12 protein-coding genes and 1 tRNA gene are annotated in these 12,864 nt (G+C 30.0%); 10 read left to right on the top strand and 3 right to left on the bottom strand.

Annotated features, from left to right (window positions below; all coding sequences use genetic code 11):
* The first annotated feature begins 63 nt into the window (after window positions 1–63).
* Together BQ5344_RS11775 and queA are read left to right on the top strand one after the other, a co-directional pair.
* On the top strand, window positions 64–1,149 hold the full coding sequence (locus tag BQ5344_RS11775; RefSeq protein ID WP_021770278.1) for a hypothetical protein: 1,086 nt from the start codon (window positions 64–66) through the stop codon (window positions 1,147–1,149).
* Between the two features lie 98 nt (window positions 1,150–1,247).
* Window positions 1,248–2,270 carry a tRNA preQ1(34) S-adenosylmethionine ribosyltransferase-isomerase QueA gene (gene queA, locus BQ5344_RS11770; protein WP_071125455.1) on the top strand — a complete coding sequence of 341 codons (1,023 nt, stop codon included), beginning with the start codon at window positions 1,248–1,250 and terminating at the stop codon, window positions 2,268–2,270.
* A gap of 282 nt (window positions 2,271–2,552) precedes the next feature.
* On the opposite strand, the gene BQ5344_RS11765 is transcribed toward queA, so the two are convergent.
* Window positions 2,553–2,804, bottom strand: coding sequence for a hypothetical protein (locus BQ5344_RS11765; protein ID WP_071125454.1), 252 nt, complete (start codon window positions 2,802–2,804; stop codon window positions 2,553–2,555).
* 334 nt (window positions 2,805–3,138) lie between these two features.
* Between BQ5344_RS11765 and BQ5344_RS11760 the strand changes: the two genes are divergently transcribed.
* The 3 genes from BQ5344_RS11760 to BQ5344_RS11750 are packed head-to-tail and all read left to right on the top strand — an operon-like array spanning window position 3,139 to window position 5,894.
* Complete coding sequence (locus BQ5344_RS11760) at window positions 3,139–4,191, top strand: TFIIB-type zinc ribbon-containing protein (RefSeq protein WP_071125453.1); 1,053 nt, start codon at window positions 3,139–3,141, stop codon at window positions 4,189–4,191.
* A 30-nt stretch (window positions 4,192–4,221) separates the two neighbouring features.
* Entirely contained in the window at window positions 4,222–4,908 is a 687-nt protein-coding gene (locus tag BQ5344_RS11755) for a PspA/IM30 family protein (RefSeq protein ID WP_071125452.1), read from the top strand.
* A gap of 20 nt (window positions 4,909–4,928) precedes the next feature.
* Entirely contained in the window at window positions 4,929–5,894 is a 966-nt protein-coding gene (locus tag BQ5344_RS11750) for an SPFH domain-containing protein (RefSeq protein ID WP_071125451.1), read from the top strand.
* 364 nt (window positions 5,895–6,258) lie between these two features.
* On the opposite strand, the gene BQ5344_RS11745 is transcribed toward BQ5344_RS11750, so the two are convergent.
* Window positions 6,259–6,759, bottom strand: coding sequence for a TlpA family protein disulfide reductase (locus BQ5344_RS11745; RefSeq protein ID WP_071125450.1), 501 nt, complete (start codon window positions 6,757–6,759; stop codon window positions 6,259–6,261).
* 244 nt (window positions 6,760–7,003) lie between these two features.
* Here BQ5344_RS11745 and BQ5344_RS11740 point away from each other — a divergent pair, with 244 nt between their 5' ends.
* The 3 genes from BQ5344_RS11740 (at window position 7,004) to BQ5344_RS11730 (ending at window position 9,134) form a co-directional block, all read left to right on the top strand.
* Window positions 7,004–8,014, top strand: a complete 1,011-nt coding sequence (locus BQ5344_RS11740) for a YiiG family protein (protein ID WP_071125449.1) — start codon at window positions 7,004–7,006, stop codon at window positions 8,012–8,014.
* Between the two features lie 107 nt (window positions 8,015–8,121).
* A complete protein-coding gene (locus BQ5344_RS11735; RefSeq protein ID WP_071125448.1) occupies window positions 8,122–8,574 on the top strand; it encodes an OmpA family protein in 453 nt (150 codons plus the stop codon).
* A gap of 17 nt (window positions 8,575–8,591) precedes the next feature.
* Window positions 8,592–9,134, top strand: coding sequence for an OmpA family protein (locus tag BQ5344_RS11730; protein ID WP_071125563.1), 543 nt, complete (start codon window positions 8,592–8,594; stop codon window positions 9,132–9,134).
* Window positions 9,135–9,317: 183 nt separating this feature from the next.
* Here the strand turns inward: BQ5344_RS11730 and BQ5344_RS11725 are convergent.
* A tRNA-Thr gene (locus BQ5344_RS11725) sits at window positions 9,318–9,393 on the bottom strand.
* Window positions 9,394–9,543: 150 nt separating this feature from the next.
* Here BQ5344_RS11725 and BQ5344_RS11720 point away from each other — a divergent pair.
* Both BQ5344_RS11720 and BQ5344_RS11715 read left to right on the top strand, forming a co-directional pair.
* Complete coding sequence (locus BQ5344_RS11720) at window positions 9,544–9,801, top strand: SemiSWEET family transporter (RefSeq protein WP_071125447.1); 258 nt, start codon at window positions 9,544–9,546, stop codon at window positions 9,799–9,801.
* A 190-nt stretch (window positions 9,802–9,991) separates the two neighbouring features.
* Window positions 9,992–12,637, top strand: a complete 2,646-nt coding sequence (locus tag BQ5344_RS11715; RefSeq protein ID WP_071125446.1) for a valine--tRNA ligase — start codon at window positions 9,992–9,994, stop codon at window positions 12,635–12,637.
* Window positions 12,638–12,864 lie beyond the last annotated feature (227 nt).

Below are 12,864 nucleotides of genomic sequence, written 5' to 3'. Positions count from 1 at the left end.
ATTTTTATAAAAGGAACTTAAAACATCAGAAAATATTTAATCAAAAAGAATGGAGATGAATTAATGATTAGTGATAGGAGAATTTTTAAAAAGACAGGAGCATTGTTATTAGGCTTAACATACTCAATAATATCATTTGGAAGTGAGAATATAAAGGATGTGGTTTCAGCATCAGAAAAAATTGAAACTGTAAATACGCCAAAACCTGAACCAAAATTAGTAGCTTCAACAAGAACAAATGTTAGCAATTCTCAATTGGAAAAATTAATTAAGGACCAATATAACAATAAGAGCATTGACTTAAATGTAAATACAAGTTTAAGAAATATGCGTGATAGTGGAAGTTATGAACGTCCAAATGTAGATACTACTTATACAGCAAATAGGAAAACTCAGCAAGGTACGCCTGATGTAAAATTATCAAAAGAGCAATTATTAGCTGTAGCTGAAAAAATTTTCCAAAATGAAACAGGCGGGATTAGAAATAATTTAGTTGACTGGAATGATGGAGAAAATTTTCCATCACTTGGAATAGGACATTTTACTTGGTTTAAAGCAAGTGGCGGAAGAAAAGGTTTTGGAGATAGCTTGCCTGATATGGTTGCTTATTATAAACAGCAAGGTATTACATTGCCAAAATTACTTTCGGAATTTAGATATTCGCCTTGGAGCAGTAAATCGGAATTAATGGCTAAAAAAGCTAATGGTGATAAGGATATTCAAGAATTAATTGCATTTTTTGATAATACAAGAGATATTCAAGTAATGTTTATTTATGACAGGTTAAAAGGTTCACTTGATAAAATGATTGAAGCGTCTTCAAACAAGGAAAATTTAAGAAATCAGTTTGAAAGAATGGTAAATACTCCTAATGGACTTTATGCGTTGATTGACTACGTAAACTTTAAAGGTGAAGGATTGAAAGGTGTTTCTGCATACAATAATATAGCTTGGGGATTAAGACAAGTGCTTGAAAATATGAAAGGAACAGCAGTAGGACAAAGTGCATTAGTAGAATTTAGCAACTCTGCCAAGGATGTGTTGGCAAGACGTGTGAGAAATGCTCCAAGAAATGAGAGAAGATGGCTACAAGGATGGTATAATAGAGTAGACACATACAAAACTTTTGAAATTGGAAGAGCATATTAATTGAATAATAATTATGGCAGGGAATTATTAAATTCCCTGTTTCCTTTGAAATAAAAAAATAAAAAAAAGAAAATACAGAAATAGGAGAAATAAATTAAATGAAAATTTCAGATTTTGATTTTGAACTGCCTGAGGAACTGATAGCACAACATGCTGTAAATCCGAGAGATCATTCAAAATTATTAGTATTAAATAAAAAAGAAAAAACATTAGAATATAAAAAATTTTATAATATTATCGATTATTTAAAAAAAGATGATGTTTTAGTAATTAACCGTACGAAAGTTATTCCCGCAAGATTGTTTGGGCATAAGGAAAATGGGGTTGTGCTGGAATGTTTTCTTTTAAAAAGATATGACTTATATACGTGGGAAGTTTTGCTAAAACCTGCTAAAAAATTAAAAATTGGACAAAAACTTATATTTCTGGAGGGAGTATTAGAGGCGGAACTTCTAGAAATAAAGGAAGATGGGAACAGAATTATAAAATTTAATTTTGAAGGAAGATTTGAGGAAATTTTGGATAAATTGGGAGAAATGCCGCTTCCACCGTATATTGTGGAAAAACTGGAGGATAAGGATAGATATCAGACTGTTTATGCTAAAGAGGGGGAATCAGTAGCCGCACCGACTGCAGGTCTTCATTTTACAAATGAACTTTTAGGTAAAATCCGTGAAAAAGGAGTTATTATAACAGAAGTATTTTTGGATGTGGGGCTTGGAACATTTCGTCCAGTACAGGTGGAAAACGTTCTGGATCATAAAATGCACAGCGAAAAGTACCGAATTCCTGAAGAAACTGTTAAAATTATTAACAAAGCTAAAGAAAAAGGGAATCGTGTAATTGCGGTAGGAACGACCTCAGTAAGAACATTGGAATCTTCAGTCGATGACAATGGAAAGCTCATAGCTTCAGAAGGGGATACAAATATTTTTATTTATGGAGATTATAATTTTAAAATTGTTGATGCAATAATTACAAATTTCCATTTGCCAAAATCTACTTTAATTATGTTAATTTCATCATTTGGTGGTAAGGAGTTTGTTTTTGAGGCTTATAAGAAAGCTATTGAAGAAAAGTATAGATTTTATAGTTTTGGAGATTCGATGTTTATTTATTAAAATATTAATTCTGATAAAAAATAAAAAACTGTTTCATAAACTTTACAGATCTAAATTAATGAAACAGTTTAATTTAATTAAAGTTATTGGTTAAGTAGAATTAAATTACTAAAATTATAAACTATTAAATGTTATGTTAAAATACTAAAATAATAATTACAACTTATAACTAAAATCTAACTATATATATGTTATAACCGTACTTAGCTTTTGCAGTTTTGACTATTTCATCAGATGAATTAGTTATATCACTTGCCCCTAAGCTTTTTAGTCTTTGGTACATTAGTAATCTCTTACATATATTGTTTGACCTTTTATGTTATTTAGTATAGATTTGATATCATTAAGTATATCTTGTGACAATCCTAAAGTTGACATGTATTTAGTAAATCCATTACCATTAGGTATATACATTGCATTTTTTGAATCAGGGCTCTTAATTACATCAGAAGAACTCGTGGATGATTTAGATATACCTGCTAATCCAATAACTGCAGAAAATAAAAATATAGCTAAAAATTTAAATTTTTTCATGATAAACTCCTCCTTGAAATAAACATTTAATAAGTCTAATTTTAGATAGATATATAATGTATTTTTAATTAACATAAATTATATTGCTTACCTTTCAATAGAAGTGTACCATACAAAATAGGTAAATATAATGCAATTTTTGAGTTATTTCCTAAAAATTGTAATTGTTTACCTAAATAAAATATTTAGTGATAATTTGTTTTTAAGTCTTATTTATTACGACTTTTTACATTTTTTTATGGTATAATGTAAAGTAATGAAAAAATAATTTTTTATATTGTTTAGGAAAAATTTAAATAAAAAATGGTGTTATTTAAATAAGGAAGTGGTTAATATGAAAAGTGATGATTTCAGATGTAAAAATTGTGGCGGAATGATGCGGTTTGATCCAAAATCTGGGAATTTGAAATGTGAAAATTGTGGAACAGAAGAAGAATTGCTAAAAAATTTTACAAACAAAAGACATGGTATAAATAATTATGAAAATAGAATAAAAAATCAAATAAGTGAAGGAAAGACAATTGTGGAGTGTAGTTCTTGCGGAGCTACAATTGAAATGGATGCTTTTGAAACTTCCCAAACATGTCCTTACTGCGATTCAAATATTGTGCTTAGTGAAAAGGCGGTATCTGTGCTGGAACCTGATGGAATGAAGCCTTTTTTGATTGATAAAAAAGAAGTTGGTCAGCTTTTTTCAGAATGGATAAAAAAAAGATGGTTTGCTCCAAATGTTCTGAAAACTTTGTATCAAAGTGGGAAAGTTACAGGGATATATCTTCCATATTGGTCTTTTGATACTGATGCGGATAGTGAGTATACTGCTGAAGGAGGAATCGATAGAACAGAAACTTATGAAGAAGATGGGAAAATAAAGACTAGGATAGTTACAGACTGGTATTTTGTAAGAGGAAATGTTCAAAATGAATTTGAAAATGTAATAATGCGGGCCTCTAGAACATTAAAGGACAGTCTTCTAAAAAGTCTAGGCGGATTTAATGTGGATGATACAATAGATTTTACTTCCGGGTATTTGTCAGGTTATAATTCTGAAATTTTTAAGGTTCCTATGAGGCAAGGATATGAAGAATCTAAGCAAATAATGGAAAATAGAATTTATAATACTATCAGTTCGGATGTTTTAAGAAGATATGACAGGGTAAGGAATATAAGATTTGATGTTTATTGGAGCAATGAATATTATAGACTTTTATTATTGCCTGTGTATTCAATGTCTTATTCTTTTAATGGAAAATCCTATCAAGTTCTTATAAATGGAGAAAGTGGAATAATGGTGGGAGAATATCCGAAATCTGCAATTAAGATAGCATTTGCTGTGATAGCAGCAATAATTGTAGCTGCAGCAATAATTTACTATTTATATAAATAAAATTTAATAAAATAATTAGGAGGAATAAAAATGGCTGGTATTTTAGAAAGATTTAAAACAATTATGTCGTCTAATATTAATGCATTATTGGACAAAATGGAGGATCCTGAAAAAATGATAGATCAGTATCTAAGAGATATGGAAAAGGATCTAGGTAGTGTAAAGGCCGAAACTGTTGCTGTAATGGCACAAGAAAGTGCTGTGAAGAGAAAAGTTGCTGAATGTGAAGATGAAATTAAAAAAATGGAAAATTATGCAAAAAAAGCTCTTCAAGCTGGAAATGAAGCGGACGCAAGAATGTTTTTGGAAAAGAAGGAGTCTATCAAGATAAAGCTGGATTCTTTGGAAAAGGAAAAAATGATTGCAGTTGAAAATTCTTTGAAAATGCGAGAAATGCATGATAAACTTACATCAGATATACAAAAACTTAATGCAAAAAGAAATGAAATAAAAGCAAAAATAAAAATGGCAAAATCTGCAGAAAAAATTAACTCAATGACATCTTCTACTGGAATAAGCGGGAAAATGGACTCATTTAATTCTATTGAAGAAAAAGTAGATAGAATGTTAGATGAAGCAAATGCGTCTATAGAGCTTAATTCACCTAAAAAAGATGAAGTAGATGATCTTATGAAAAAATATGACAGTGGAGAATCAGAAAGTTCATCAGCAGTTGATGAAGAACTGGAAAGATTGAAAAAGGAAATGGGTTTATAAATTGAAAGGAGCAGTTTAAAATGGGATTATTTGGCAATCAGCTTGCGAACGTAGTAGAATGGGAGCAATTTAATGATGAGATGATTTTTTGGAAATGGTCAAATAAGGAAATAAAAAAAGGTTCAAGATTAATTATAAGACCTGGACAGGATGCAATTTTTCTTTTTAATGGAAAAGTAGAAGGTGTGTTTGAAAATGAGGGAAGTTATGATATTGCCTCTCAAATTGTGCCTTTTCTATCAACATTGAAGGGGTTTAAATTTGGATTTAATTCAGGAATGAGAGCAGAAGTGCTTTTTGTCAATACAAAAGAAATCACTGTAAAGTGGGGAACCAAAAACGCCATTAATATTCCAGCACCAGGACTTCCAGGAGGGATGCCAATAAGAGCCTTTGGTACAATGGCTTGTAAAGTCGATAACCATAACGTATTAATTGATAAAATTGCTGGAATTAAACAGCAATTTAATATTGATGATGTAAAGGAAAGAGTAATTTCAATGCTGGATCAGCTTCTTATGAAATGGATAGCAAGAGAAGGAAAGGATATGTTCAATCTTCAGGTAAATTCATTTGAAATAGGGAACGGCATAAAAGAAGATATGGACTTTGAAATGCGAAAAATAGGACTTTCTATTCCTAGTTTTTCTATTTCCAGCTTCAGTTACCCAGAAGAAGTCAAGAGAATGCAGGAAAAGGCGGCAGGACAAAGTATGGTTGGAGATGTAAATAAATATACTCAAATGTCTATGGCTGACTCAATGGAAAATGGCGGAGGAGCAGGAAATATGGCTGGAAGTATGGCAGGTATGCAGATGGGAATGATGATGGGACAGCAGATGGCAAATCAGATGAACCAGTCAAATCAAATGCAAAACAGCCAGCAATCTGTAGGAAACGCTGCCGCACCAAAGTTCTGCCCAGAATGCGGTACAAAAACAAACGGCAGTAAATTCTGCCCAGAATGTGGAACTAAATTGTATTGATTTTTATAATTCGGAGCATAAAATTATATGGACTAATATTTCTTAATATTTTTTAGGATTAGTCCATATTTTTATTAATGTAGATTATTTTAGTAGTTTAATTTTAAATAGGTTTGAGTGTACAATAATATTGTTTGTTATTATTGGTTTGATATTGAAAAGTTTTAAATACAAGTGAAAAAATAAATTTTATGTTATTTTGTCATAAAAAAACATGATCTTTAAACTGATTTTTATGTCTAGTTATTAGATCATGTTTTATAATTATTTTAGTAGATTTAATAGTAAAATGATTGTAATAATGAATTCAAAAAACTTATAAAACTTACTAATTTTTATTTTTTTGATTATTTAATCAAAAAAACTAATTAATATAGAATAATTGTTTTAAACTATCGTAATCCAGTATTCCTTCATTAATATTTTCTATAACTGAATTTTGAATTACAACGTTAGTTGGAACGCTTTTAATTTTAAATCCTTTCATTAATGATTGATTGGCATCGTAGTAAACGGGGAAAGTAAATTTATTTTCTGCAACAAATTGCTTTGTTGATGTTAAATTTGTTCTTCTGCTTGTAAATATAACTGCTACATTTATACTATCTTTATTTTCATCATAAAATTTTTGAACTTCTGGTAATTCAGTGTGGCAGTGTGGACACCATTCAGCAGCAAATACTAATAATGTAGGTTTACCATTATTCAATATTTTTCTACTTTTTATATATTTTCCACTAAATTCTCTTAACTCGAAGCTAGGAATCTTTGCTCCAATTTCCATATTTACCTCAAAAGGTTTTGTTTTTCCGTATCCAACTAAAAATACCATAAACATTGAAATAATAACTAATAATTTTTTCATTTGTATCCCTTCTTTCTATAAATTTAAAATTGTTAATTAGATTATATAATATTATTCAGAATATGTAAAATAATTTTTTTTTACAAATATATTATTTTTATTTGACATTATCTGTAAAAATTATTATAATTATATAGGTAGTGAAATAAATTTGAAATTAAACTCAAAGAAGTTAAAACATGGTTAATAAAAATTTTTAAAATAAATTAGATGTTAAAAAATAAAGGAGGATTGAAAAAGGTATATGAAAAAAATAGGAGCAATAGTAGTAATAATGCTGGTTATTGTTTTTTTATCGTGGCAAACAGGAAAGGTAGAAAAGAAATCGTTAAGTGGTGTTTCAAAGGAACAGATTGTATTAGAGAAAAACAAAGATAAATATAATAAACATATACGATTTTATAACAGAATATTAAATGTTGATAAAGGGTTGTTGTATTATTTTGAAGATGCAGGAATGGATAAACAATTTAAAAATATTCAGACTGAAGATATTGAAGCAGATATTGCTATAGATAAAAACTTTATTGATAAATTAAAGGAATTATCAGCAAGCAAGGACAAAAAAGATGAACTAGATAAAAAGGCGATTGCTATGATTCCAATACTTGAAAAAATGTTGCCAGTTGCTGAAGAAATGAAAACATATTACAAAAACAAACAATATTTACAAGATAATTACGCAAAAGCACAAACATTGCATACAGAATTACTTGCTTCACTAGATAAATATAATCAAGTGACAAAAAGTTATAAAGAAGTTTTTGAAAAAAAATCCAATGAAATCAAAAAACTGATGATAAAAGATTATGATAAACGAAAACAATTTATAACATACAACCAATTTATATTTATTGAGGAAGGCGATAAAATTATAAAGGAAATCCATAAGCAAGAACTTGATGCAAGCGATTTTACAGTAAAAGGAAATGCCAAAAAATTCAAAAAAATTCAAGAAAAAATGGATAAACTTTTTAACAAATTTGAAAAATCTATAAAAAATACAAAACAACTCGGAAAAGAAGGATATAATCCTGGAGACCACAGTGAATTTATCCAGAAAGCAAATAAATTTAGACAATCTGTAAATGTATTTATCCAAAGAATAGAGAAAAAGGAAAAAGCTTCGCATTCATCTGTAAGTGATAGTTTCTTTGCACAGACTGAGGAAGGGACACCAGAAAATGTACTTGCAAACTTCAACGAAGTAATAAAGGAACACAACAAATTATTAGCGAAAAAAACTAAAAAATAATAATTAAAATTAATTTATGAAAGAAAGATTTGATTTTATCAGATTTTTCTTTTTTTTTACAAAAATGTGGTATAATTATAACGAAAAAATATTAAGGAGTGATAGTAATGAAGAAAGCAGTTATATTTTTGGTAATGGCAGTTGGAATAAATGCAATGGCACATTTAGGAGGACCTTGTTCTGTAAGTGAGAAAAAATGTGTTATAAGAGGATTCAAGGTAGATGGAAATGTTCTGAATGAATCAGAAGTTTCTAGTATTAGAGAGATTGTTGATATATTGAATAAATATGGCAAATCAGGGACAATTGATGTTATAGGACATACAGATTCTACAGGTTCACAAAAACATAATTTAAAATTATCAGAAACAAGGGCAAAAAATTTTGCAAGATTAATGAGGGAATTTGGGCTAGATAAAAGATTTTCCTTTGGAAAAATAAAAGGTGAAGGAGCAAATTCGCCTGTGGATACAGATGACAGAGTTGAAGGTAGATATAATAACCGAAGGGTTGAAATTCTTTTGAATAATGTGGAATTTGAAAATCAAGAAGGTAAGTAAAATTGGAAACAAAGATTATGAAAAAATTAATTATACTTTTGATGATAGTAACAGGTATGAGTGTGCAGGCAGAGGAAATTTTAAAAAAAGAAGAAAAAATTAATATGGGAAATACTAATTATATTCCAGAAAACCCAATGTCAACTCAGATAAATTTTGGATTTCTGCCTTGTATTATAACAGATGGAAAATGCGTAGTTCATGGATTTAAGGTAGATGGAGAAAAAGTGAATGAATCTGAAAGTTATGATTTGAAATACATTGCAAATATGCTTAATGTCCATATAGAAAAAGGTTCTCTTGAAATTATAGGACATACAGATTCAACTGGTTCAAAAAAACATAATCTAAAATTATCTTTGGAAAGAGCAATAAATGCAGCTAAATTATTGCGGGAATATGGATTAGATAAAAGATTTTCCATTGTGAAAATTATAGGAAAAGGTGGGGAGGAACCTATGGATACAAATGAAACTGTAGAAGGAAGATATAATAATAGAAGAATTGAAATCATTTTAAATGATTTGGAATATAAAGAATCAAAATTTATAAATGAATAAATATCAAATGAATTTAAAGAAATATTATTATAAATTTTTATGATTATTATTCTTTTTGAGTTATAAAATATTTTATAATTTAATACCAAAAATTAAAGTTAATATTTTCAAAAATTTATAAAAAAAAACTATTTTACTGAAATAAAATAGTTCTAAATTATAATATGAGTGATTTTTATAAAGTGGTGCCGCTTGTCGGACTCGAACCAACCACCTACTGATTACAAGTCAGTTGCTCTACCAGATGAGCTAAAGCGGCAAAATTTACAAAGATATTATATCGGATTTTTATTGTAATGTCAAGGGAAATTTAATTTGATTTTTTGTTGTTTTTTCAAAAGACTTTGTGATATACTTTTATTATTAATACTTGTTAATTTTATTGAAATTTAAAAGATTGGAGAACAAAATGAGTGAAAAGAATTTAAAAATCTTAGGATGGATTGGAACATTACTTTCTGTAATAATGTATGTGTCTTATGTTCCACAAATAATGGGAAATTTGCACGGACACAAAACATTTTTCTTACAGCCTTTAGCAGCAGCAGTTAACTGTACGATATGGACAAGTTATGGGCTTTTAAAGGAAAAAAAAGATTATCCTTTATCAGCAGCAAACTTTCCAGGGGTAGTCTTTGGGCTACTTGCAACGATTACAGCATTTTAGAAATTTAATTTTAAAGATTTAATATGAAAAGTTCATTTGAATGATGATTAATCATTTTAGTGAGCTTTTTTTGTTAATTTTTTTATAAAAGTAGAAAAAAACTCATCTTTGTGATAAAATATACAATATGATTTGTGAAATAAAAAAATTTAAATAAAAACTATATATAATTAAAACAGGAGGAAAAATAATGCCAAACGAACTGAATAAAGTTTATTCACCAAATGAAATAGAAGATAAATGGTATAAAATATGGGAAGAAAAAGGGTATTTTAATGCACAGCACAATGCAGAAAAGCCAGGATATTCAATTGCTATTCCGCCGCCAAATGTTACAGGAATTTTGCACATGGGGCATATGCTTAATAATTCAATACAGGATACTATTATTAGGTATAAGAGAATGAGCGGCTTTGATACACTTTGGATTCCGGGGATGGATCATGCTGGGATTGCTACGCAAAATAAAGTTGAGAGAATGCTGGCTGATGAAGGAACTTCCAAAGAGGAAATTGGATATGATGAGTTCTTGAGAAGAACTTGGGAATGGAAGGAAAAACATGGCGGGCTGATTACAAAGCAGCTTAGAAAACTGGGAGTTTCGCTGGACTGGACAAGAGAGAGATTTACTATGGATGAAGGGCTTTCGGAAGCTGTAAAGGAAGTGTTTATCAAACTTTACAATGATGGGCTTATTTATCGTGGAGAATACATTGTAAACTGGTGTCCGCACGACAAGACAGCACTTGCTGATGATGAGGTAAATCATGAGGATAAAAATGGAAAAATCTGGGAAATTAGATATCCGATTAAAGATAGTGATGAGGAATTTGTAATTGCTACGACTCGTCCTGAAACAATGCTTGGAGATACAGGGGTTGCAGTAAATCCAAATGATGAAAGATATAAGCATCTGATTGGAAAAACTGTAATTTTGCCTCTTATGAACAGAGAAATTCCAATTGTGGCAGATGAATATGTGGATATGGAATTTGGGACTGGAGTAGTTAAGATGACTCCGTCACACGATCCTAACGACTTTGAAGTGGCAAAAAGGACTGGACTTGCATTTTTAAATATTTTTACAGAAGATGCGCATGTAAATGAAAATGGTGGGAAATATCAAGGGCTAGAAAGATTTGCAGCTAGAAAGGCTATACTTGCTGATTTGGAAGAGCAAGGACTGCTAGTTGGAGTGAAAGATCATAAAAATGCTGTGGGGCATTGCTACAGATGTAATTCGATTATTGAGCCAAGAGTTTCTACGCAATGGTTTGTAAAAATGGAGCCGCTTGCAAAAAGAGCACTAGAAGTTGTAAAAAATGGAGAAATTCAAATTACGCCAAAAAGATGGGAAAAAGTTTATTATAACTGGCTGGAAAACATAAGGGACTGGACAATTTCGCGTCAAATCTGGTGGGGACACAGAATACCTGCCTATTATTCAGAAGACGGAACAGTTTTTGTGGCAAAAAGTCTGGAAGAGGCAAAAGTGCAGGCACGTGAAAAATTTGAAAAAGATGTGAACTTGACGGAAGAAACTGATGTGCTTGATACTTGGTTTTCATCAGCATTATGGCCATTTTCAACATTGGGCTGGCCAAATGAAACTGAAGATCTGAAAAAATTCTTTCCAACAAATGCACTTGTTACAGGGGCAGACATATTGTTCTTCTGGGTAGCAAGAATGGTAATGATGAGTCTTTACATAAAAGATGAAATTCCATTTAATTATGTTTATCTGCACGGAATTATACGGGATGAAAAAGGTAGAAAAATGAGTAAATCTTTAGGAAATTCGCCTGACCCGCTTGACTTGATAGCAAAATACGGTGCAGATGCAATAAGATTCAGCTTTTTATACAATACTTCACAAGGGCAAGACATCCATTTTTCAGAAAAACTGCTTGAAATGGGTTCAGCTTTTGCAAATAAAGTATGGAATGCATCAAGATTTGTATTGTCAAATCTGGAAGATTTTGATGTTTCAACAACTGTGGATAATTCTGAATTTAAACTTGAAGATAAATGGATTTTATCCAAATTGCAGACTGCTTCAAAATTAATTAATGAAAATATGGAAAAATATGAACTGGACGCTGCTGCAAAATTGGCATACGAATTTTTCCGTGGAGATTTCTGTGACTGGTATGTAGAAATTGCCAAAACACGTGTCTATGGACAGGAAGGCAGTGATAAAGTTGTGGCACAATGGGTGTTAAGACATGTTCTTGATAAAGGGCTGAAAATGCTGCATCCATTTATGCCGTTTATTACTGAGGAAATTTGGCAAAAATTACAGACTGGCGAAGAAACAATTATGTTATCAGATTTTCCAGAAGAGGAAAAAGAGTTTATAAATATTGAGGCTGAAAAGGAATTTGACTATCTGAAGGAAATTATTTCGGCAATTAGAAATATCCGTGGAGAAGCAAATGTTTCCCCATCTAAGAAAATTGAAGTTATTTTCAAGACAGCTGATGAAAATGCAAGGAATATTTTACAAAATAATGCCAAAATACTGGATAAACTGGCAAATGTTGAAAAATATGAATTTAATGTGGAAATTCCAAAACTTGTAGGATTTAGATTGGTTGATACAACTGAGATCTATGTTCCGTTAGCAGAGTTAATTGATTTAGACAAGGAAATTGAAAAATTGGAGAAAAGTATTGAAAAAACTCAAGTTGAACTGGATAAAGTATTGAAAAAATTATCTAATGAGAATTTTGTAAACAGGGCAAAACCTGAAGCTGTGGAAAAAGAAAGAAGAATAAAAGAAGAGCTTGAAAACAAAATTGCCAAGTTTAAAGAATCAATGAATTTGTATAAATAGTATTGGGATTTAAGTTATCAGACAAGTTTAATGAATAAAAAACTTGAAAAATTAAGATTATAATTGTAAAATACATTAAACAAAATAAATTTAAAATGGAGGAAATATGAGAAAGCTTTTGATATTGGTCTTATTGGCTTTAGCTTTAAGTTCGTGCTTATCAGCTAATGTAGGTGTTGGACCAGGTGGATTGCATGGTGGAGTTGGAGTTTATTTTTAAATTTAAG

It is taken from the genome of Leptotrichia massiliensis (assembly GCF_900104625.1).
GTDB lineage: Bacteria > Fusobacteriota > Fusobacteriia > Fusobacteriales > Leptotrichiaceae > Leptotrichia > Leptotrichia massiliensis.
This window is presented reverse-complemented; position numbering and strand designations above follow the sequence as displayed.

Excerpts from the sequence above, each read along its gene's own strand:
- BQ5344_RS11775 (WP_021770278.1), top strand. The coding sequence starts at position 64 with ATGATTAGTGATAGGAGAATTTTTAAAAAGACAGGAGCATTGTTATTA.
- queA (WP_071125455.1), top strand. The coding sequence starts at position 1,248 with ATGAAAATTTCAGATTTTGATTTTGAACTGCCTGAGGAACTGATAGCA.
- BQ5344_RS11765 (WP_071125454.1), bottom strand. The coding sequence starts at position 2,804 with ATGAAAAAATTTAAATTTTTAGCTATATTTTTATTTTCTGCAGTTATT.
- BQ5344_RS11760 (WP_071125453.1), top strand. The coding sequence starts at position 3,139 with ATGAAAAGTGATGATTTCAGATGTAAAAATTGTGGCGGAATGATGCGG.
- BQ5344_RS11755 (WP_071125452.1), top strand. The coding sequence starts at position 4,222 with ATGGCTGGTATTTTAGAAAGATTTAAAACAATTATGTCGTCTAATATT.
- BQ5344_RS11750 (WP_071125451.1), top strand. The coding sequence starts at position 4,929 with ATGGGATTATTTGGCAATCAGCTTGCGAACGTAGTAGAATGGGAGCAA.
- BQ5344_RS11745 (WP_071125450.1), bottom strand. The coding sequence starts at position 6,759 with ATGAAAAAATTATTAGTTATTATTTCAATGTTTATGGTATTTTTAGTT.
- BQ5344_RS11740 (WP_071125449.1), top strand. The coding sequence starts at position 7,004 with ATGAAAAAAATAGGAGCAATAGTAGTAATAATGCTGGTTATTGTTTTT.
- BQ5344_RS11735 (WP_071125448.1), top strand. The coding sequence starts at position 8,122 with ATGAAGAAAGCAGTTATATTTTTGGTAATGGCAGTTGGAATAAATGCA.
- BQ5344_RS11730 (WP_071125563.1), top strand. The coding sequence starts at position 8,592 with ATGAAAAAATTAATTATACTTTTGATGATAGTAACAGGTATGAGTGTG.
- BQ5344_RS11720 (WP_071125447.1), top strand. The coding sequence starts at position 9,544 with ATGAGTGAAAAGAATTTAAAAATCTTAGGATGGATTGGAACATTACTT.
- BQ5344_RS11715 (WP_071125446.1), top strand. The coding sequence starts at position 9,992 with ATGCCAAACGAACTGAATAAAGTTTATTCACCAAATGAAATAGAAGAT.